16 protein-coding genes are annotated in these 19,952 nt (G+C 67.8%); 10 read left to right on the top strand and 6 right to left on the bottom strand.

Features of this window, described 5'->3' with window-relative positions:
* Nucleotides 1–5: 5 nt before the first annotated feature.
* A complete protein-coding gene (locus Pla123a_RS04255; protein ID WP_197527663.1) occupies nucleotides 6–767 on the bottom strand; it encodes a DUF1559 family PulG-like putative transporter in 762 nt (253 codons plus the stop codon).
* Between the two features lie 158 nt (nucleotides 768–925).
* Here Pla123a_RS04255 and Pla123a_RS04250 point away from each other — a divergent pair, with 158 nt between their 5' ends.
* The 6 genes from Pla123a_RS04250 to Pla123a_RS04225 all read left to right on the top strand — a co-directional run bounded on the left by Pla123a_RS04250 (nucleotide 926) and on the right by Pla123a_RS04225 (nucleotide 7,588).
* Nucleotides 926–2,353, top strand: a complete 1,428-nt coding sequence (locus Pla123a_RS04250; RefSeq protein WP_146584312.1) for a serine hydrolase domain-containing protein — start codon at nucleotides 926–928, stop codon at nucleotides 2,351–2,353.
* A gap of 319 nt (nucleotides 2,354–2,672) precedes the next feature.
* A complete protein-coding gene (locus Pla123a_RS04245) occupies nucleotides 2,673–3,080 on the top strand; it encodes a GntR family transcriptional regulator (RefSeq protein ID WP_231956319.1) in 408 nt (135 codons plus the stop codon).
* Nucleotides 3,077–4,009: an ABC transporter ATP-binding protein gene (locus Pla123a_RS04240; protein WP_146584311.1), complete on the top strand. Its 933-nt coding sequence runs from the start codon at nucleotides 3,077–3,079 to the stop codon at nucleotides 4,007–4,009. The genes Pla123a_RS04245 and Pla123a_RS04240 overlap by 4 nt, the downstream gene beginning before the upstream one ends.
* A gap of 140 nt (nucleotides 4,010–4,149) precedes the next feature.
* Nucleotides 4,150–6,249 (top strand): ABC transporter permease subunit, encoded by a 2,100-nt coding sequence (locus Pla123a_RS04235; protein ID WP_146584310.1) that lies wholly within the window; start codon nucleotides 4,150–4,152, stop codon nucleotides 6,247–6,249.
* Nucleotides 6,233–7,177 carry a type II secretion system protein gene (locus Pla123a_RS04230; protein WP_146584309.1) on the top strand — a complete coding sequence of 315 codons (945 nt, stop codon included), beginning with the start codon at nucleotides 6,233–6,235 and terminating at the stop codon, nucleotides 7,175–7,177. The genes Pla123a_RS04235 and Pla123a_RS04230 overlap by 17 nt, the downstream gene beginning before the upstream one ends.
* Before the next feature lie 204 nt (nucleotides 7,178–7,381).
* A complete protein-coding gene (locus Pla123a_RS04225) occupies nucleotides 7,382–7,588 on the top strand; it encodes a hypothetical protein (protein WP_146584308.1) in 207 nt (68 codons plus the stop codon).
* A 90-nt stretch (nucleotides 7,589–7,678) separates the two neighbouring features.
* Here the strand turns inward: Pla123a_RS04225 and Pla123a_RS04220 are convergent, their stop codons facing one another.
* The 4 genes from Pla123a_RS04220 to Pla123a_RS04205 all read right to left on the bottom strand — a co-directional run bounded on the left by Pla123a_RS04220 (nucleotide 7,679) and on the right by Pla123a_RS04205 (nucleotide 14,932).
* Complete coding sequence (locus tag Pla123a_RS04220; RefSeq protein ID WP_146584307.1) at nucleotides 7,679–9,094, bottom strand: DUF1501 domain-containing protein; 1,416 nt, start codon at nucleotides 9,092–9,094, stop codon at nucleotides 7,679–7,681.
* Nucleotides 9,091–12,195 carry a PSD1 and planctomycete cytochrome C domain-containing protein gene (locus tag Pla123a_RS04215; RefSeq protein WP_231956318.1) on the bottom strand — a complete coding sequence of 1,035 codons (3,105 nt, stop codon included), beginning with the start codon at nucleotides 12,193–12,195 and terminating at the stop codon, nucleotides 9,091–9,093. Before Pla123a_RS04215 ends, Pla123a_RS04220 begins: the two co-directional genes overlap by 4 nt.
* Nucleotides 12,196–12,347: 152 nt before the next feature.
* A complete protein-coding gene (locus tag Pla123a_RS04210; RefSeq protein WP_146584306.1) occupies nucleotides 12,348–13,670 on the bottom strand; it encodes an MFS transporter in 1,323 nt (440 codons plus the stop codon).
* Between the two features lie 266 nt (nucleotides 13,671–13,936).
* On the bottom strand, nucleotides 13,937–14,932 hold the full coding sequence (locus tag Pla123a_RS04205) for a TerC family protein (protein ID WP_146584305.1): 996 nt from the start codon (nucleotides 14,930–14,932) through the stop codon (nucleotides 13,937–13,939).
* 113 nt (nucleotides 14,933–15,045) lie between these two features.
* Here Pla123a_RS04205 and Pla123a_RS04200 point away from each other — a divergent pair, with 113 nt between their 5' ends.
* A complete protein-coding gene (locus Pla123a_RS04200; protein ID WP_146584304.1) occupies nucleotides 15,046–15,609 on the top strand; it encodes a hypothetical protein in 564 nt (187 codons plus the stop codon).
* An 89-nt stretch (nucleotides 15,610–15,698) separates the two neighbouring features.
* Here the strand turns inward: Pla123a_RS04200 and Pla123a_RS04195 are convergent, their stop codons facing one another.
* Nucleotides 15,699–16,289 carry a hypothetical protein gene (locus Pla123a_RS04195; RefSeq protein WP_146584303.1) on the bottom strand — a complete coding sequence of 197 codons (591 nt, stop codon included), beginning with the start codon at nucleotides 16,287–16,289 and terminating at the stop codon, nucleotides 15,699–15,701.
* Between the two features lie 191 nt (nucleotides 16,290–16,480).
* Here Pla123a_RS04195 and Pla123a_RS04190 point away from each other — a divergent pair, with 191 nt between their 5' ends.
* The 3 genes from Pla123a_RS04190 (at nucleotide 16,481) to Pla123a_RS04180 (ending at nucleotide 19,948) form a co-directional block, all read left to right on the top strand.
* The gene (locus Pla123a_RS04190) at nucleotides 16,481–16,819 is read left to right on the top strand and encodes a hypothetical protein (RefSeq protein WP_146584302.1); all 339 of its coding nucleotides are present in this window, start codon (nucleotides 16,481–16,483) and stop codon (nucleotides 16,817–16,819) included.
* Between the two features lie 131 nt (nucleotides 16,820–16,950).
* The gene (locus tag Pla123a_RS04185) at nucleotides 16,951–18,945 is read left to right on the top strand and encodes an ABC transporter ATP-binding protein (protein ID WP_146584301.1); all 1,995 of its coding nucleotides are present in this window, start codon (nucleotides 16,951–16,953) and stop codon (nucleotides 18,943–18,945) included.
* Complete coding sequence (locus tag Pla123a_RS04180) at nucleotides 18,932–19,948, top strand: endonuclease/exonuclease/phosphatase family protein (protein WP_146584300.1); 1,017 nt, start codon at nucleotides 18,932–18,934, stop codon at nucleotides 19,946–19,948. The genes Pla123a_RS04185 and Pla123a_RS04180 overlap by 14 nt, the downstream gene beginning before the upstream one ends.
* Nucleotides 19,949–19,952 lie beyond the last annotated feature (4 nt).

Genomic DNA, 19,952 nt, shown 5'->3' with positions numbered 1-19,952 from the left:
TGCCACTACTCTTCGACCTGTTCACCGCCGGCGATGGTTAGCATCGATCGCAACGCCTCGCGGGTGGACGACGCGTCGAGCATCGAAGCGTGACCATCGGCAAAGCCGACTTGCATGCCGCTAGGGTGGTTGAACTCTTGCTCGACAAACTGCTGGTAGACCGCTTCAAGGGTCGAGTCCTGCGGCGCCATCCACTCGACCGCGTAATCCGCAGCGACATCGACGACCAGTAGGGTTCGCTCTGGACCATCGGTGATGTCGTAGAACTCCATGGGTTTTGCACCGTCGAACACGTAGCCAGCGCCGGCAACCACCTGGTAGGTTGTCCGGCTTGCCTCGTGATCGGCGCTCGGGCAGAGGTAGGCGTCTACTACCGCCTCGCGGGCATGGGCGTTGACCGGGTCGTCCCACGGCTTGGTGAGGTCGATCGAGTCGTACAAATCCCCTTGCTCGACGTAGGGCAAGATTAGTGTCCGCCAGCTGTGCAGCGGGCGGCCTTCATCGTCGACCGTGTAGGCGGGCGGGAGCTTGCCGTGCGCGGCGTCGTAATTGAGCAGGGCCAGCGTGATCTGCTTCATCTGGTTCTGACATCGCATGCGTCGCGCAGCCCTATTCGCCCCCCCACGGTTGAGCGGCATCAGCATCGCCGCCACGATCAGCAGCACTACGCAAGCCAGAAAAAGCTTACCGAGGATCACCAGCGCCGGGTTGCCCGACGCAACTGTTGGCGTCGACTTGGTGCTCTCGTAGGGGTTCTCGTCTGCCATGGTCATCCTGGTCGTTGAGTAGACGTTTGCCGCGAATAGACTCGCCGACGGCGGTCGCCTCTATTTCGCCCGCCGCCCGATTGCCCTCGCAGGCGACTCTGCTAGACTGCCCTAAACTGCGGCGAACTGCAACCCCCGATCTCACCTGGAGACGTGCGATGTTCCCCATTGCTGGCGGCTCGAAACGGCTGATCCTGGCGTTTGCCCTGCTCTGCCAGCTAGCGAGTAGCGGCCTCGCCTACGAAGGACACACTGCTGTCGGCGAAACCGGCCTGGCAATCGTCGACTTCGTTCGTCAGGCGCACGACGACCTCGGCTTCCAGGGGGCGGTGCTCGTCGGGCGGCGTGGCGAGGTGATCGCCGCGGTCGGGGTCGGCCAGACCGGCGAGAAGAAGTCGCAACCGATCGCCGTCGACACGGTGTTCGAGATCGCCTCGTGCACCAAGCCGTTCACCGCCATCGCCGTGATGAAACTGGCCGAGGAAGGGAAGTTGAGCCTCGACGACCCCATTTCCAAGCACCTGCCGGGCGTGCCCGAACACTCCCAGGCCATCACTGTGCGGCACCTGCTGCAGCAAACCTCGGGCATTCCCCGCAACAACTCCCGCGGCGCGGGGACCGACCTGGCTGCCGTGCTGCCGACGTTTCTCGAGGGCGGTCCTAAGTCGCCACCGGGCACGCGGCACGAGTACTGGAACCAGGGCTACTCGCTGCTGAGCGAGGTGATCGCCCAGGCGAGCGGCAAGCCCTACACCCGCTACCTGCGCGACGCAATCCTCAAGCCGGCCGGCATGGGCAGCAGCCGCTTCACCGGACAAAGGGCGCCGCGCGGGGCCACGGTCGCGGTTGGCGCCGCGACGCGTGGTGCCGACCGCTCGGCACTCGACCACCCGTACGGCGCGTACGGATTCCAGTACCGCGGCATGGGCGGGCTAGTGACGAACCTGATCGACCTCTGGAAGTGGGACCGCGCGCTGGCCGCCGGAAAGTTGCTGAGCGAGGAGTCGTACCGCCAGATGACCACGCCGGGCGACGCCGGCTACGCGCTCGGCTGGCGGGTCCGCACGCTCGAGTCTGGCGCCACCGTGCACGAGCACACCGGCAGCGTCCGCGGGTTCCTCGCTTCGATCCGCCGCGACCCGGCCGACGACGGCTGCCTGTTCGTGCTCGCGAGCAGCGACTCGTCGGCGCCTTTCAACGTGGTGAAGACGAGCTGCGAGAACCTGCTGGCAGGCAAGCCGCCGGCCCGGTACGAGAAGCCGAAGGCCGACGCCGAGCTCGACCCCGACGCCGACCTGCTCGAGTCGCTCATCGGCGAGTACACCGACTCGCAGGGCCGCGTCCTGACGGTCAAACGCGATGGCCCGCACGCCAGGGCGTTGATCAACTGGCACGGGCCGATCACCTACGGCTACCTCGGCCTCAGCGAGGGCGATAACCTCCGCTTCGCGACAACGCCCGCATGGAACGCCTCCGCCTTCGCCGAGACCGACGCCATACAGGTCGAGCGTGATGGGGAACGCATCACCGGGCTAACGCTGGTGATTAGCCAGAACAACAAGTCGGTGCGGTTCGAACGCCAGTAGCATGAGTCCCGTGGGTGCCCGGGGCGCTCCGCGGCAGCGGAAGCCCCGGACGAGCAGCGATCCCGGTGAGTACCTCTCGGGGGCTTCCCTGGCGGGAGCGCCCCCGGCACCCGGAGTAAATTGACTAGCACGACGGGTGGCACGCCCTCAAAGGGCGTGGTGAACTCGGCGCCGGGGCCGCCCCCCTCCCTAGCCCTCCCCACGAGGGGGAGGGGACTCACAAGAAAAACTTGACACGGGCGGCCGCCTGCCGCTACTGTACAACCGTGCTAGAACACTAGCTCACCTCGTCCGCTGCTCCACTCCAGGGAGACAAGCCGTGTTTATCCAGGTCAACGCCTCGAACGGCGTGCCCGTCTACGACCAGATCGCCCGGCAGGTGACGTTCGCCGTCGCCGACGGGGCGCTGGCTGCCGGCGACCTGATCCCCAGCGTCCGCGAGCTCGCCAAGGAGCTCGCCGTGAACCCCAACACGGTCGCCCGCGCGTACCGCGAGCTGCAGTCGCAGGAGGTCGTCGAACCGACGCCCGGCGTCGGGCTGGCGGTCCGGTCGGGCGCCAGGGCCGCCTGCCGCAAGTCCCGCCGCGACCTGATGCGGCGGCGCGTCAGCGAGTCGCTCAGCGAGGCGCTGGCCGCCGGCCTCTCGCCCGACGAGGTCGAGACCCTCTTCACATCCGAGCTCAAGAAGCTCCGCAAGAACCACCCCGCCGCCGGAGAACAGGCATGACCAACGTGATCGAGATCGACCGAGTCACCAAACGCTACGGCCGGTTCACCGCCGTCGACGACGCGACGCTGCGGGTGCCGGCGGGCTGCGTGTTCGCCCTGTTGGGTGAGAACGGCGCCGGCAAGACAACGCTCGTCCGCATGCTGCTCGGGCTGCTGTCGCCCGACGCCGGGTCGATCTCGGTCTTCGGACGCAACAGCACGACGCACGGCGAGGAAGTGCGGCGGCTGCTCGGCTACGTGCCGGAACGGCCGACGCTGTACGAGTGGATGACCGCCGCCGAGATCGGCTGGTTTACCGCCGGCTTCTACGGCGACGGCTTCGAGCAGCACTACCGCAACCTGCTCGACCGCTTCCGCGTGCCGACCTCGCGCAAGATCGGCAAGATGTCCAAGGGCATGCGGGCGAAGGTGTCATTGTCGCTCGCCATGGCGCACCAGCCGCGGCTATTGGTGCTCGACGAGCCGACCTCGGGCCTCGACACTCTGGTGCGGCGGGAGTTCCTCGAGAGCATGGTCGACCTGGCGGCCGAGGGGCACACGGTCCTGCTCTCGAGCCACCTAATCGGCGAGGTCGAACGCGTGGCGGACCAGGTGGCGGTGGTGCGCGAGGGCAAGATCCTGGCGGTCGACCCGCTCGACCGGCTGAAGCTCGGCGCGTACGAGATCACCGCCACGATGCACGGCTCGGCCGCCGCCCCGCCGCCGGTCCCCGGCACGCTGCTCACCAGCAGCCGCCGCGGCAAGCAGTGGCGGCTCTTGGTGCGCGACGTCGAGGACGAGGGCGCCATCGACCGCCTGGCCGACCTCGACTCGGTGGCCGTGGTCGACCGCCGCACGCCGAGCCTCGAGGAGATTTTCGTGGCGTACATGACCGAGAACCATCCGCCCTCGGCCAACGGTCAACCCGGCGTGCTGCAAGAGGTTTAAGCAATACTCCCTCCCCCTCTGGGGGAGGGCCGGGGTGGGGGTGAAGTGAGTACCCGGCGCACCCCACCCCTCCCCCAAGGGGGGAGGGGAATTATTGCCCTCCTGTTCAAATCCACCCCACCGGACAAGAGCCCACCACTATGAACGCCGCCCTCGCCAACCCAATCGCCCCCGCCGCCCCCGACACGCTGCGACTGGCCAAGCGGTTCTTCTGGAAAGAGCTGCGGATGCAGAGCGGGCTGGCGGTTGGGACCGCGGTGTCAACGCTGTTGGTAATGCTGATCTACCGCGCGAGCAGCCCAATAAGCGGGCGGCCCGACGCGATGGCAGTGCTTGCACTGGGCGCTGCGGCGCTGTTCTGTGTCGCCGCGGCGGTCACGCTGTTCTCGGTCGAACGCGAAGAGGGCACCATGCTGTACCTGCAGTCACTGCCCGAGAACCGCTGGGCGACGCTGCTCGGCAAGCTAACGTCGGCCATCGTGCTGACGCCGCTGCTCTTCGGCGTATTGCTCGCTGTGGGAGCGGTGGTTGCTGGCGGCGTCGGGCCGTCAGAGCGGACATGGCTTGTGCTTGGCACAACCGGCGTCGTGGTACTGCTCGAGCTGCTTGTGTGGAGCTTACTCGCATCACTGCTCGTGCCGAAACCGCTGCTGGCGGCCTGCCTTGGAATCGCTGGGGCGTCGTTTTGCTCGTTCGCAACGATCGCCGCCACCGGGGGCAACGTCGACCTGTTCGAGTTGGGCGACTCGCAGGCGTTGCCTGCCCGGTTGGTCGTCGCGCTGTTAATCGGCGCGCTCGACGTGTGGCTCGGCCTGAACTGGCTGCCGCGGGGTGAACAGCATGTGACGATCAAAACCACCAACAGAGCTAAAGAAAAGCCCGCCGCACGGGCCAACGTCGGCTGGCTCGGCTCGTTCGGCCGGCTGGCGTGGCAGACGCACCGGCAGTCGTGGAAGTCGGCGTTTGCGGCGACGGTGATCGGCGGGTGCCTGACTCTCGCGTGGCCGCTGGTCCTCGGGATGGCAATGGGAATGGATAACTTGGTCCGCGAGACTCCCCGGCCTGCAATCCTCCTAGGCGCCTTATTCGTGCCCGCGCTGATGGGCGCCCTGGTGTTCCGCGAGGACCAGCGGCGGCGGCAGCACCGCTTCTTGGCGGAGCACGCGGCGCCGCCGCGGCGGGTCTGGCTAGCCAGGCAGGTAGTGGGGCTGGGCTACTTGACGCTGATGTACTGCGGCATTGCGATCACCCTTTTCGCAGCAGCAGCCATCTATTGGCGTCGCAACGTGTTCGGCACTTGGATCGACCTCGACCAGCAGGACCATGCTGGCTGGACCTCCGGGTTCCTCGAGCAAGTCGCCTTAACTCAGCAGTACGACACCACGGTCGCGGTGCTGGTGGGCGTGGCCGCCGCCGCATTTGCCGCCTACGCCGTTGGGCAGTTCTTCTCGCTGACGTTGCGGAGCGAGATCTTCGCCGGGCTACTCGCGTTCGGGGCGGCGTGGCTGTTGGCGGGCTGGGCGATGCTCGTGTTCTACTGGATGCTGTCGCCGCTGTGGGCGGTCGCGCCGTTCGGACTCGCCGCCCTACTGGCGACCTGGCTGCGGGCGCCGGCCTGGCTGTTCGAACGCGGCGGCGTAAAACCGTGGCTCCTGCCGGCGGTCGTGCTGACGGCGCCACTGGCGTTTGTCATGCTGGCCGTGCCCGCGGCCCGCGACGCGCAGCTCGCCCCGCGGTACCAGACCCACAACCTGCCCAACGGCGAGGCGGCGATTGCCGCCATGGCAGCCAACGCCCGAGCAGAGCGTTCGCGGGGCCGCGAGGTCGCCGACGGCTACACGCTACTCAAGAGCGGCGGCACCATGGACAGCGACGCGCTCCAAGAGTTCATCCGCCTGAGCAAGATCGACTGCCGCCTGCCGCCCTCGCCGCTCAAGAAGACCGGCAGGACCGAACCGCTCGATGAATTGATCCAGCAGGCCCTTCGGCTCAGCGAACCTGGCCGGCGCCTGGAAGTCTTGCTCGCCTGCCGGCGGGCGAACGTTCAGCGTCTGAGGGGCAGGCCCGGCTACGCGATCAGCTGGGATCCGCCGCGCGTCGGATATCGACCAGGCAATCGCTGCCTGGGCAGCGACCGAAGGGCGAACCAGTCAAGAGATCCTCGCGGTGCGAGACCAGCTCCGTATGATCGATTGGCCGGCAAACGACCCGACAGATGTGACGATGAACGCCTACCTTGAGTCAGCAGACGAGATCAGCGGCGCCTCGCGTGGAACGGCTAAGATAGGCAGCCTCGTAAAGTGGACAGCCTACCTGCTGCCGAGCCGCACTAGCCAGCAGCGGGCGGAACGCGCGCTCAATACCCTTGCTCTGAGTGAGATCGACTACTTGACCGCCTGTGTGATCGATGCGAACCGCACCAAACCGGCACAGGGCAGGGACATCCTTTATCACGCGGTGAGGGGAAACGATATCAGCACGGCCGAGATGGTCGCCACCGCCAGCGCCGTCGGGGGGCTCAACGTAGACCAGGCCTTGGCAAACTTGGCGTTGGTGAGAAACGCCGAAACGTCTTCCGTGGGCGCCTGGAGGTTTGAAAACCGTTGGATGCTCAACACCCGGGTACGGATGTGGTTGACGCAGTACGCTTGGAGGAAGGCAGAGTTGGTGCGGTTGGCGCTGCTCGCCTACCGGGCTGATCATGGCGAGTACCCCGCGACGCTGGAGGAACTGTCGCCCGACTACATCACCTACGACGACACACAACTCGACCTGCTCGACCCGTGGAATGGGCTACCGTTTGGGTACGAACCGGAAGGCTTCGAACACACAGCGACAGTCGACCTCTATGCGCCGTTCGTTGCAGCGGGGACGCCCGTCCTGTGGGGTGGCGGCACACATCCCGAGAATCTTGTCGAGTCCGAGGAGCAATTCGAACTCGACGAGGAGGGTAAGATCGTCGAGGTTTCGCACCTCCACGAGGAAGAGCAGGATGAGCTATCACCGGGCCACACGCTAGAAACGCGGACCGTAGTTGGGCTCGGGGGAACAGGCATCCGCTTCTTCATGCCGCTACCGACCGACTCCGCGGAGCAACTAGAGCAGAGTGAACGGCCCACCTTCGGAGATCCCGAGCCCCGTGAAGAGGACGACGGGGAAGAAGAGTAGCTTTGCGAACGCCCCGCAGCCAGCGGCCCGCCGCAGCTCACCCCCGCACCACCCGCACAGGCGCTACCGTCCCCCTCCTCTGGGCCCCCGCGGCGGCCTATACTTTGGGTATGTGATCGGCCCCGCCCAACCGGGGCTGCCTACCTAACCGTGCGGGCCTCTTCCCTCCTGGGCCCTGCAAATGCCCCCAAAGAGCTTGCTCCCATGCGTCTGGCGCCGATTCTCTGCTGTGTTGTGTCGTTCTCGATTGGCATGCTGTCCTCGCTGGCGTTCGCCACCCGCGACGGCGATCGGCCAACGCCGGTTCGCACCCTGGCGACCGAGGGCGTCCAGGAAGACGCGAGCCGGTACACAGCCGCCAAGCCGGTTGTGAAAGAGGCCAACGCCGAAGAGCCGGGCGCCGCCGAGTAGCGGCCGCTGGGTGGCACGCCCTATAAGGGCGTGGTGAATCACCACTGGCGCGACCACGCCCTTTCAGGGCGTGCCACCTATTTCTCTAAGCTACGCAATCAGCGCGTCGATGACGTGCCCTTTGACGTCGGTCAGGCGCATGTCGCGGCCGCCGAAGCGGTAGGTGCTGCGGGTGTGGTCGACGCCCAACAGGTGCAGCATCGTGGCGTGCAGGTCGTGCACCTCGACGCGGTTCTCGACCGCGTGGTAACCAAACTCGTCGGTCGCGCCGTAGACCATCCCGCCGCGGACGCCGCCGCCGGCCATCCAGATCGTGAAGCCGTGCGGGTTGTGGTCGCGGCCGTCCGAGCCCTGGGCGAACGGCGTGCGGCCGAACTCCCCGGCCCAGACGACCAGGGTCTCGTCCAGCAGGCCGCGTTGCTTGAGGTCTGCGATCAGCGCGGCGATTGGCTGGTCGACCGCCAGGGCGTTCTGCTCGTGGCCGTACTTCAGGTTCGAGTGCTGGTCCCAGCGGTCGGTGTCGAGCCGCGGGCAGGTGAGCTCGACGAACCTCACGCCGCGTTCGACCAGCCGCCGCGCGACCAGGCACTCGGCGGCGTAGATCTGTGTGCCGCGGTGCTTGGAGTCGAGGCCGTACGAGCGGCGTGTGTGCTCCGGCTCGTCGGCTAGGTCCATCAGCCCCGGCACGGCGGTCTGCATGCGGTAGGCGAGCTCGTAGTTCTCGACCGCCGACTCGATGGCGTCGTGCTGGCGGAACCCGGCCGAGGCGAGCGAGTCGAGTTGCTCCATCAGCCGCAGCTTGCGGCGCTGGTCGGCGGCGGTCGCCTCGCGGCGCGAGATGTTGGCGACCGCCGAGCCCGAGGGCTTGAACATCGAGCCCTGGTAGCTGGCGGGCAGGAAGCCGTTGCCGAAGCAGTCGATCCCCCCAGGCGGGATCAGTCCGCCGTCCATCACGACAAAGCCGGGCAGGTCCTGGCTCTCGCTCCCCAGGCCGTACGACAGCCACGCCCCCATGCTGGGCCGGCCCTGCAGGCCGCTGCCGGAATGCAGGAAGTAGTTGGCCGAGGTGTGCTCCGGGAACTCCGACACCATCGACCGCACCACCGCCAGCTCGTCGACCACTCCGGCGACGTGCGGGAACAGCTCGCTGACTTCGATGCCGGACTGCCCGTGGCGGCGGAACTTCCACTGGCTGCCGAGCAGCGCGCCGTTGTTGTTGAACTGCGTCGGCGCGACCTTGAAGAACTGGCCCGGGGAGGCGCCGCTGTGCTTGGCGAGCAGCGGCTTTGGGTCGAACGTGTCGACCTGCGAGGGGCCGCCGTCCATGTACAGGAAGATGACGTTCTTCGCGCGGGGGGTGTGGTGCAGGCCGTGGGCGCCGCTGGCGAACGACCCGTTGCAGAAGGCCTTGTCGGCCAGCAACGCCGTTAGCGACACCGCGCCGAAACCGTTGGCGCAGCGGCAGAGGAAGTCACGTCGGGAGGTTGTGTAGCGCTGGTGCGTCATGGCAGGTACAGGAACTCCTTGGCGTTCACCAGCGCGTGCGCGGCGTCGGCCCACACGGCCGGGTCGTCGGTCGAGGCGCCGCGGTCGGCGGCCTCCTGAGTGACGAATTCCGCCAGGCGGGCGCGCTCGTTCTCGGTCGGGGCTCGGCAGAGGCCGCTCTGGTACAGGTACTCGATGCGGCCGTCGACGCCCTCGGACTGCGCGACCGCGGTCTGGGCCCAGGCGGCGGACTGCTGCTGCACGAACGGGCTGTTGAGCAGCATCAGCGCCTGGGCGGGCACGTTGGACCGCGTGCGGAGGCCCATCGAGCTGAACGGCGCCGGGAAGTCGAACGCCAACGCCATCGGCGACAGGAAGTTGCGCCGCACTTCGAGGTAGATCGAGCGGCGGCGGTCGCCGTCGAGTGGGCCGCTCTGCTTGGGCCGTCCGCGACCCTGCATGAAACTCGTGAGGTGCAGCGGAACCGACGGCCCGCCCATCTGCGGGCTGAGGTTGCCCGCGAGCGCCAGCAGCGCGTCGCGGATTGCCTCGGCCTCAAGCCGTTTCAGCGGAACGTACGACCACAGCCGGTTCTGCGGGTCGCGTTCGGCCGCTCCCAGCGATTGGTCGCAGCTCATTGCGTAGGTGCTCGAGAGCACGATGCGGCGGATCATCCGCTTGAGCGACTGACCGTCGGCGCTGAACTCCGAGGCCAGGTAGTCGAGCAGCTCGGGGTGCGTGGGCACTTGCCCCAGCACGCCGAAGTTGTCCGGCGTGGGGACGATGCCGTCGCCGAGCAGGTGCTGCCACAGGCGGTTGACGATCACCCGCGTGGTGAGCGGGTTATCGGGCGCAGTGACCCGGCGGGCGAGCTCTAGCCGGCCGCTGCCACTGGGGACTTTTAGCGGGCGGCCGCCATCAATCGCCGCCAGGAACCGCCGCGGCACGACCTCCGCCGGCGAACCCGAGCCGCCGCGGATCAGCCGGTGGTCGTCCTCGCCGCTGAGGTCCATCGAGGTCATCGCGAGGTGCGAGCGGCGCTGCACGTCGGACTCGAGGCCGCGCCTCGACAGTGACCACTCTGCAACAAGCGAAGTCATCTGCTCAACGACCCCGCTCGGCAAGTGGGCGGCGGGGTCGGCCAGCACAGCATTGAGCCGCGCAGACAACTGCTGAGCAACGGCGGCAGGGAGCGGCTCGTTGTCGCGCCATCGTCGCAGGGCCTCGGCCTCCTGACCGGCGAGCTGCGTCTCATCGCCGGCGGCGTCCGACGCTCCCCGCTCTACGACCCGCAGCACCTCGAGGGCGCCATCGTCGACCGGGCAGAACTCGAAGTGCACGCTCGAGCCGGCGTACCTCCCAAGCCGCATCGCCACCCAGTGGGGCGTGTCCGAGCCTTCTGGTTGGCCGAACGCGACGAGGGTCTCTTGGTGCAGTGGGCCAGCGAGCGTGCGGTGGGTGTCGACGCAAGCGAACACGTTCCCGCCGCCACGGACCAGCACGTAGACCTCGCCGCTCTGCAGTTTGACCGTGGGGGTGCGGAGCGTGCGTCCGCCCCACACGCTTGGGTCGAGTTTGCCGGGCGAGTTGACGTACGGCTGGCTGACGTTTTCAAGGTCGAGCCAGAACGGGTCGAACGCGGCGCTGGCGTGCCCCGCAGCGCAGAGGGTCGACTCGCCGGCGCCCGCCAGGTAGAGCTCCGCGGCGTCGCGGACGGAGGGCCCGAAGCCGTAGCCGTCCTGCCGGAACTCGCCTGCTGGCAACGCGGCAAAATCGACCAGCGTCCGAGCAGTGACAGGGCAGGGCGGTGTGGGGGATCGCTCTGCGCTAGCAGCGGCGGGCAGGGCCTGGTCGGCCGCAAGCAGCGCGTCGCCGATGAGGGTCCGCAAACGTCGGCGGTGAAGCTCGTCAAGTCTCGCCAGCCGCGCGGCGACGCCGCGGTTGTGCTCCATCGATTCGAACCGTGTCTGGCGGAAGTCGGAGCTCTGGAGGAACCCGCACAACGCGTAGTAGTCGGCGCTCGAGATCGCGTCGAACTTGTGGTCGTGGCACCGCGCGCACGAGACTGTCATCGCCAGCATCGACTTGCTCATCACGTCGACCATGTTGTCGAAGCGGTCGGTCTCGTCCTTGCGGGTGTCGACCGGCGAGTGCACCCACTCGCCAAGGTGCCAGAAGCCGGTCCCGAGCACCGACTCGTTTTGGCCGTGGGTGGGGTGCAGCCGCGGCGGATCGATCAGGTCGCCGGCCAGGTGCTCGGTGAGGAACTGGTCGTAGGGCACGTCGGCGTTTAGCGCGCGGATGACGTAGTCGCGGTACTGGTAGGCGTTGGGCGCGTCGTACTCGTATTCGTGGCCGCGGGACTCGGCGTAGCGCACCAAGTCGAGCCAGTGCCGCGCCCAGCGCTCGCCGAAATGCCGCGAGGCGAGCAGCGCCTCGACCACCCGCTCGGTCGCCTGGGGCGATTCGTCTGCCAGGTACGCCTGTATTTCCGTGGGGCTCGGCGGCAGCCCGATGAGGTCGAAGTAGAGCCGGCGGAGCAACGCCGACCGCGACTTGGGCGCAGCCGGCCGGAGGCCGCTCTCTTCGAGCCCGGCGAGCACAAACCGGTCGAGTGGGTCCGAGGGCCACGCCTGATCCCGGACCTCCGGCGGCGCGGGGTGTTGGACAGGCCGCCACGCCCAATGGTTGTCGCGTCGCTGTTCCAGGTCGAACACCTCGGCAGCCCCTTCGGCCGTCGGCACGGGCTCGTCGGGCCACGGCGCGCCGAGTGAAACCCAGCGTTCGAGCGTGGCGATGTCGGCGGCCGGCAGCTTGCCACTGGGGGGCATCTGCAGCGTCTCGAAGCGGACCGCCTCGAGCAGCAGGCTGGCCTGGGGATCGTCGATCGCGACCGCCGGGCCCGTGTCGCCGCCGGCGAGGATCGTTTGCCGGTGGTCGAGTCGCAGTCCGGCGCTGGCGTCGCCGGCCGCGGCGCTGTGGCACTCGTAGCAGTGCTCCGCCAGCAGCGGTCGCACCTTCGATTCGAAGAACTCGAGGTCGGCTGGCGAGGCTGCGAGCAGCACTGGACCGCCGGATAGCATCCACGCGAGCAACGCAGCGACAAGTAGCCGAATCGTCATGCTAGGCCTGCTGATGGATGGGCGACCGCGGAACGATCAGCACAGGAAACAACCGACGCCGAGTCGACGTGGGGAGAACCAACTGCGACGCAAGTATACCTGAGCAGCGAACGGCGAACAAACAAGTGCGCTACAATCTGGGCACACGCCGTTCACTTCAAAACGCCAGATTTTCTCCAGGAAACTGTGCTTGGCTTCCTTGTCCCCTGCGTTGCCAATACACTTTCCTGGCAGGCGTTCCGTTCGAGCGGCGGGGCCGCGAACAACGCCGCCGCAACGGACGCTACCACTGTTAGCGCGACGAACAGCCAGATCGACGGCCCGTAGCCGCCGGTCAGGTCGAACGTGACGCCCATAATGAACGGGCCGGCGCTGCACGCAGCGACCGTCGAGGTCCAGACCGAGCTGCGGATCGAGCCGAGGTGCCGGCGGCCGAAGTAGCGGGGCCACAGGGTGTTGCTGGTCACGGCCAGCAGGCCTTGACCTCCCCCCAATAGGGCGGCGCCGAATTGGGTCATCCACAGCGTCGAGGTAGTGCCCAGCACCAGCACGCCGCCGCCGAGGCCGGCCATCGCCGCCGCCATCAGCACGCGGAGCGGCAGGTAGTCGGCCAGCAGGCCCCCCTTGATCTGCAGCAGCGCCATCGAGATGGCGACCGTCGGGAAGATGGCGGCCGCCTGCGCGGCGGTGAAGCCCTGCAGCTCAAACAAGCGCACAAGGTTGAAGAATACGCCCGTGGCGATCAGCCCCGACATCGCGGAGCAGCTCGCCGCGATCCAGTAGGCCGGCGTCCGCATCGCGGCGCGGAGGTCGAGCGACGGCCCTGCCGCCGCCAGGCTGTGGTTCGACTGGTCCCCGTCGGGCGTGGGGATGTTGCGGTAGAGCAGGGCCAGCAGCGGCAGCAGCGTGCCCCAGGTCACCAGGCCGATCGCGAGGTAGGCATTGCGCCAGCCGAAGCGGTCGATCAGCTCAAAGTACGCCAGCGGCAGCACCGCGATGGCGGCCGACATGCCGACCCCGGCTAGGCCGGACGCCAGGCCCAACCGCCGCACGAACCACATGCCAAGCGTGTTGCTGGCCGCCAGTGACAAGCCGCCCTGGCCGAACGCCCGCAGCATAAAAAAAGCCACAGTCAATCCGACAACACCCTGCACGCGGGAGATCACGAGGCAGGCGACCCCGACCAGCGCGACCAGCACCAGCGACACCCGCCGCAGCCCGTGCAGGTCCATCCGGCGGCCGATGGTCATCAGCGGCACGGCGGCCAGCAGGCTGGCGATCATGTACGAGCCGGTCAGCAGCGTGTCGCTCAACCCGAGGTCCCGGCGGATCGACTCGTTGAACAGCGACACGCCGAACGTCTGGCCCGGGCTGGTGCCGATCTGCATGAGCATCGCTAGCGGCAGCATCACCCAGGCGTAGCGGGGGTCGTCGAGTTGCGCAGCGTTGTCGCCGCGCTCGGTAGGACGGGCCATGGCAGGGGAGGGCAGGGTTTGGGGGAGGGCCGCCGGTGGGGGGCGGGCGGCGAAGCCGCGTGGGGCGTGGCCGCTCGTGCATTCTGGCGGAGCAGCAGGCGGCTGTCACCGGCAAATCGCCCCGCTACATGCATCCGCAGCAGCGCAACGCATCCGCAGCGGCTCAACGTGTCCGCAGCGGCGCACGCTACCCCAACGACCGCCGTGACCGGCTAGGGGTTCGCCACACCGATGCCGAGCCGCGCTACAGGAAACCGAGCCGCGGGCTAGATGTGGTCGTGCTCGCCCAGCTCGCCGGCGCGCTGCGCCAGCAGCTTCTTGCGGTAGCGTCCCTGCACGATGTCGATCACCACGAGCACCGCGAGTGTGAAGTAGAAGGTCGACTTGGCCATCGGCTCGACGTGGTAGGAGAACAGCGTCAGGTGGGCCAGGTGGCCCCCTTCGCCGAGCAGCATGACGCCGACGATGAACAGGATGAACAGGCCGAGGACCTCGTACATTCGGTTCTTCTTCAGGAAGTCCGAGACCGTGTCGGCCAGGTAGATCATCAGCACGCCCGACAGCACCACGGCGACCGCCATCAGCCAGAACGCCGGCGCGCGGCTGAAGTGGCTCGTAAGCGCCATCGCCGAGAGGATCGAGTCGAACGAGAAGACCAGGTTCATGATCACGATCATGGTGACCACCATCGCGACCGACTTGCTGTCCTTGCCTCCGGCGCCGTGCTCGATGTGCTCGACCGCCAGCAGGTGAAGCACTTCCTTGACCGCCGTGTAGAGGATGAACGCCCCGCCGAACAGCGTGATTATGCTGTGCAGGGTGAACTCGCCAAAGAACAGGTACGACGCGCCGCCCGGCCGGTCGCCGTCATGGGCGTCGTGCGCCGCCTGGGCCATTGAGGTGGCGGGCGTGCGGCTGGTGTGCGGGGCCTCTTCCGCTTGCCCCGCGACGGCCGCCGCTTCGGTTGGGTCTTCGGCTGGCCCGCCCGACTCTGCGGATGCCGACGCGAACGGGTTGGGTAGTTGCAGCTTGAACAACGGCTCCTTGACCTTGTCGATCAACAGCATGATCACCAGCAACAGCGCAATCCGCAAGAAGATCGCCATCACAATGCCGACCCGCCGGACCCAGGACTGCTGGTCCTCGGGCGCGCGTTTCGACTCGATCGAGATGTACAGCAGGTTGTCGAAGCCGAGCACCGCCTGCAGCAGCACGAGCATCGCCAGTGTGGTGAGGCCTTGGATCGAGAAGAATTCTTGCATCGAAACTCTTGCGGGGTCGCGAAACTCGGGAATACTACGGACCTCAAGAGGTTAACCCATGCCGGCCCCGGTGGCGAGACTAGACCGGGACCCTCCCCACACACGGATCCCCGATGGACCTTTCGCTCACCGACCTCTGGCTGCCGATCTTGCTGTCGGGCGTGGCGACGCACATCGCCAGCACGGTCGCCTGGACCGTGCTGCCGCACCACAAGCCGGAGTTCAAGGGCCTCGGCGCGACCGAGGAGAAGCTGGTCGACCTGCTGCAGGCCGACCAGGTCGGGCCGGGACAGTACATGCTGCCCTACTGCAACGACATGAAGGAGGCCGGCGAGCCGGCGTTCCAGGAGAAGCAGCGGCGCTGCACCGGCATGCTCTCGGTCTACGACCGTCCGGTCAACATGGGCGCGGCGATCTTCAAAACGCTCGCGTTCTTCCTTGTCGCCGCGTTCGTGATCGGCTACCTGGCGTCGATCGGACTGCCACGCGGGGCCGCGTCGATTGACGTGCTGCGTTTCGTGACCACCGCGGGGCTGCTCGCCCACTGCTTCGCCAGGTTCCCCGCCGTATACTGGTTCCCCCAGAAGACCGCGATGTCGCTGCTCGACGGCGCCGCCTACGCGGCAGTGACCGGGCTCCTGTTCACCGTGCTGTGGCCGGCCGCGGTCGGCGCATAAAAAAAGCCAGCCGCCTGAGATCGCATCCGTGCGCAGGCGGCCGGCTTGGGCGTGCTTCCCTGCACGCCGTTTCTCTCGTCGAGCTACCCCTAGTAGGGGCAGTTCGGGCTGTAGGCGCCCGGACCGATGCTCGGCGGGTTGGCCATCAGGAAGTCCCGCGGGCCACGCGTCGTGTAGTACGGGTAGGCGGTCTGGGCGACGGCCGGGCCCTGGTTGAAGTTGTAGGAGGCGTCGGTCTGGGCGCAGTCGAGCATGCCGCTGACCGCCTTGTTGATCAGGCCGTTGCCGCCACAGCAACCGTTGTTGCAACCGCCGCCGCCACAGCAGCCGCCGTTGCACCCACGTCCACCCCGGCAGCCGCCGAAGTCGCACGCCCCGCCACCGCAACTGGCGGCCCCGCACGATTCGCCGCATCCGACGTCACAGCCGCAGCCTGCGCCGGCGCCGCACTCGTAGCCACAACGCTGGAACAGCCCGGTCTCGGGCACGTGCACGGCGCTCGCCAACCCCTGTGACTGCACCGGGCCGGAGCGGAACAGCGTCGGGCGCGGCGCCCGCTGCGACTGGGTGACGTGCGACGGGCTGGCCAGCATGTTCCGCTGCCCAAGGCCGTTCATAGATTGGCAGCCGACGCTCGGGATCAAGAGCGCAGCCGCAACGACGGCGTACAAAGACTTCATGGTTTTCCCCCCTTTGGAACCACCGCTGAGTTGATTTCGCTGCCCGGAACGCGCAATGAGCGCGCCGGACCGCGGCGGGTATCTGTGGTTGGAGTATCGGCGGTACAATCGGTGGAATTGAACCTTTCGGCACATCCCGTGCGACCCGCTCGCGGCGGGCGTGCTAGCACCGCCGCGTCCCGTCCCCGCCGATGGCCGATCGCCCCCGACTCAAGACCCCCTTCGACACGCCCGCCAAGCCTCCCCGGCCGGTTGCCGAGGCCGCCGATCCGGCGACGCCCGCGTTGCCCGGCCCCCGACGAAGCCGGTTCCGGTTCACCACCCGCACGTTCTTCGCTCTGACATTTGTGCTGGGCTTCGCCGCGGCGGGTTTCAACGCCGTGTCGGCGGCGGGCGAGAGGAAGGCCTACTACGTGTTCTTCTCGCTGATGGCGCCCGTGGTGGCCGTGATCATCGCCGGGGCGGCGCACCGGCTGATGCGGCGGTTCCGCCAACCGCCAACCGACGGCCGCGGCCCATTCGACTGCTAGCACCGCGGGCGGGCACGGCTGGCAGCCGGTCGATCTTCCGCGCTCCCGAGGGTTCTGCTAGAACGCGAACCCGATACAACTCTCCCTAGCCGCCCCGCGACTCCGCTGCACCCGCTACCCCTTAGGCACCCATGAGTAATTTCTCCCGAGCGCTCAGCATCGCGCTGCGAATGCGGGTGAACGTCGCGGCCTGCGTAGCAACAAGCCTGCTGGTGGCGTCGTTCTGGGCGCTGAACCTGGCGGCGGTGTGGCCGATTGTCGACGCGGTGATGCAGAACATGTCGGTGCCGCAGTGGGTCGATTCCCAGGCGGCAGAGATCCAGCTCGAGATCGCCGGCCACGAGTCCGACCGCCGCGATTTGTGGCGGCGGGCGGCGCTGACCTCGCCGGAAAACTACGAGTCGCTCCGCTGGTCGATCTACGCGACGAACGAGAAACTCGCGGGCGCCCGGCGGCGGCTGGCCCGCATCGACTGGGTGCGGCCGTACGCCGAGAAATTCCCGGACACGCCGTTCAAGACCCTCGGCGTCGTGTGCGCGGCGGTGCTGATCGGCACGCTGGTCAAGAACGTGTTCCGCGTGCTCAACGTCGTGCTGGTGGCCCGCCTGGCGGGCCGCACGGCGCTCGAGCTCCGCAACGAGTTCTACCGCCGTGTGCTGCGGCTCGACATGGCCGACTTTGGCGATTCCAGCCGAGGCGACCTGATGACCCGCTGCACCTCGGACCTCGACGGCCTGCAGCTCGGCATCCAGGTGATGCTGGGCGACGCGCTGCGCGAGCCGCTCAAGATGATCGCCTGCTTCATCGGCGCCGCGTTCATCAGCTGGCGGCTGCTGCTGCTGACAATCGTTGTGGCCCCGGTCGCCGGCCTGGCGATCAGCTACCTCTCCAAGGCGCTCAAGCGGGCCAACCGCCGCGCCATGGAAGAACTCTCCAGCATCTACGAGACCCTCACCGAGACCCTCGGCGCCATCCGCGTCATCAAGGCGTTCACCAACGAGCCGGCCGAGCGGGCGCGGTTCAACGCCTCGGCCCAGACCTTCTACCGCCGCCAGATGAAGATCGCCTGGTACAGCTCGCTCGTCAGCCCGACCACCGAGAACCTGGGCGTGATGATGGTAGTGCTGGCCGCGGTCTCCGGCGGCTACCTGGTGCTGAACGAGCAGACCGACCTGCTCGGCGTGCCGATCAGCAACGCCCCGCTGACCCACGGTCAGATGAGCACGTTCTTTGCCATGCTGGTCGGCATGTCCGACCCCGCGCGACGGCTGTCGGGCCTGTTCAACGCCGTCCAGCGGGCCAGCGCGTCCGCCGACCGCGTGTACGAGATCATGGACCGCGAGCCGCGGATCATCGACCCGCCCAAGCCGCAGCCTATCAAGTCGCCGATCGGCGTGATTGAATTCCAAAATATCTCCTTCCGGTACGACCCCGAGAAGCCCGTGCTGACCGACGTCAGCCTCACCGTGCGGCGCGGCGAGACCATCGCCATCGTCGGCCCCAACGGCTGCGGCAAAAGCACGCTGCTGAACCTGCTGCCGCGGTTCTACGACGTCGATTCCGGAGCCATCCTGCTGGACGGCGTCGACCTGCGGGACGTCCGGCTGCGGGATCTCCGCAAGCGGATCGGCATCGTGTCGCAGCAGGCGATGGTGTTCAACGAGAGCGTGTCGGCCAACATCAGCTACGGGGCCCCGGCGGCCACCCAAGAACAGATCGAAGAAGCCGCCCGCCAGGCGTACGCCGACGGGTTCATCATCAACAAGCTGGCCCACGGTTACGACACCGTCATCGGCCCCGGCGGCAACCGCCTGTCGGGCGGGCAGCGCCAGCGGATCACCCTCGCCCGGGCGATCCTCCGCGACCCCGAGATCCTGATCCTCGACGAAGCGACCAGCCAGATCGACGTCGAGAGCGAGCGGCTGATTCACCAGGTGCTGGAGAAGTTCACCCGCACGCGGACTACGTTCCTCATCACCCACCGGCCCAGCACGCTGACGCTGGCCGACCGCGTCGTGGTGATGGACCGCGGCGTCATCGACGACATTGGGACACCGGACGAGCTGCTCGCCCGCAACGAACTGTTCCGCAGCTTCTGCCACATCAGCTACCGTGAGAGCGCTTGAGTCGCGGCCGCTGGCCGGCCGGTTGGTCTCGCACGCCGCCCGCGGCCTGGCCCGGGTCGTCGCGTTGGCGGGTTTGTTCGCGGTGCTGCTGACGGTCTGCGGGCAGCTGCTGGCCCGGCTCTGGTGGCCGCTAGAACTCGCCAGCCACTTTGCCGCGTACTACGCCCTGGCGGCCGCGTTGGCGGCGCCGGTGCTGCTCCGCGGCCCGCAGCGTCGCCCATGGCTTGCCGCCGCTGTCATCGTGGTGCTGCTAGTGAACCTCGGGCTGATCGCGCCGTACGCCGCGCCCAGCTCGGCGCCGGCGGCGGACGGCGAGCCGCTGCGGGCGATGACGCTCAACGTGCTGACCAGCAACCGGCGGCACGACGATGTGCTGCGGCTCATCGAGCAGGTAGACCCAGACGTGCTCGCCCTGATCGAGGTCGACCGCAGCTGGATCGACGGCCTCAAACCATTGTTCGAGCGATACCCAACCGCGCACACCTTGCCACGATCGGACAACTTCGGCGTGGCGCTATTCAGCCGGCTGCCGGCACAGTCGATCGATACGATCGTGCTGGCGGACTCCGAGGTCCCCTCGATCGTGGCGGAGCTTGATTCCCCCGTGGGTCGGGTGACCGTGCTCGCCACCCACCCGATGCCGCCGATCGGCGCCGCCAACGCCCGGTTGCGCAACAACCACCTGGCCGCGGTCGCCGCCTGGTCCCAGCAGCAACGGGGCGAACGCCTCGTCATGGGCGACCTAAACATCACGCCGTGGTCGCCCTACTTCCGGTCGCTCCTGGCCGACGTCCGCCTGCTCGACTCTGGCGTCGGGCAAGGGCTGCACGCCACTTGGTTCATCGGCGAGAAGAGGCTCGGCGCGCACCTCATCGGCATCCCCATCGACCACGTGCTGCACACCCGCGGGCTGCGGGTGATCCGCCGCGAAGTCGGTTCGGACGTTGGCTCGGACCACCGGGCGGTGGTGGTCGATTTCGTGGCGCCGGCCACGGGCGACTAGCCCG

The organism is Posidoniimonas polymericola (genome assembly GCF_007859935.1).
Lineage (GTDB): Bacteria > Planctomycetota > Planctomycetia > Pirellulales > Lacipirellulaceae > Posidoniimonas > Posidoniimonas polymericola.
Note: the sequence above shows the minus strand (reverse complement) of the source record. Positions and strands in the feature narration are given on the sequence as shown.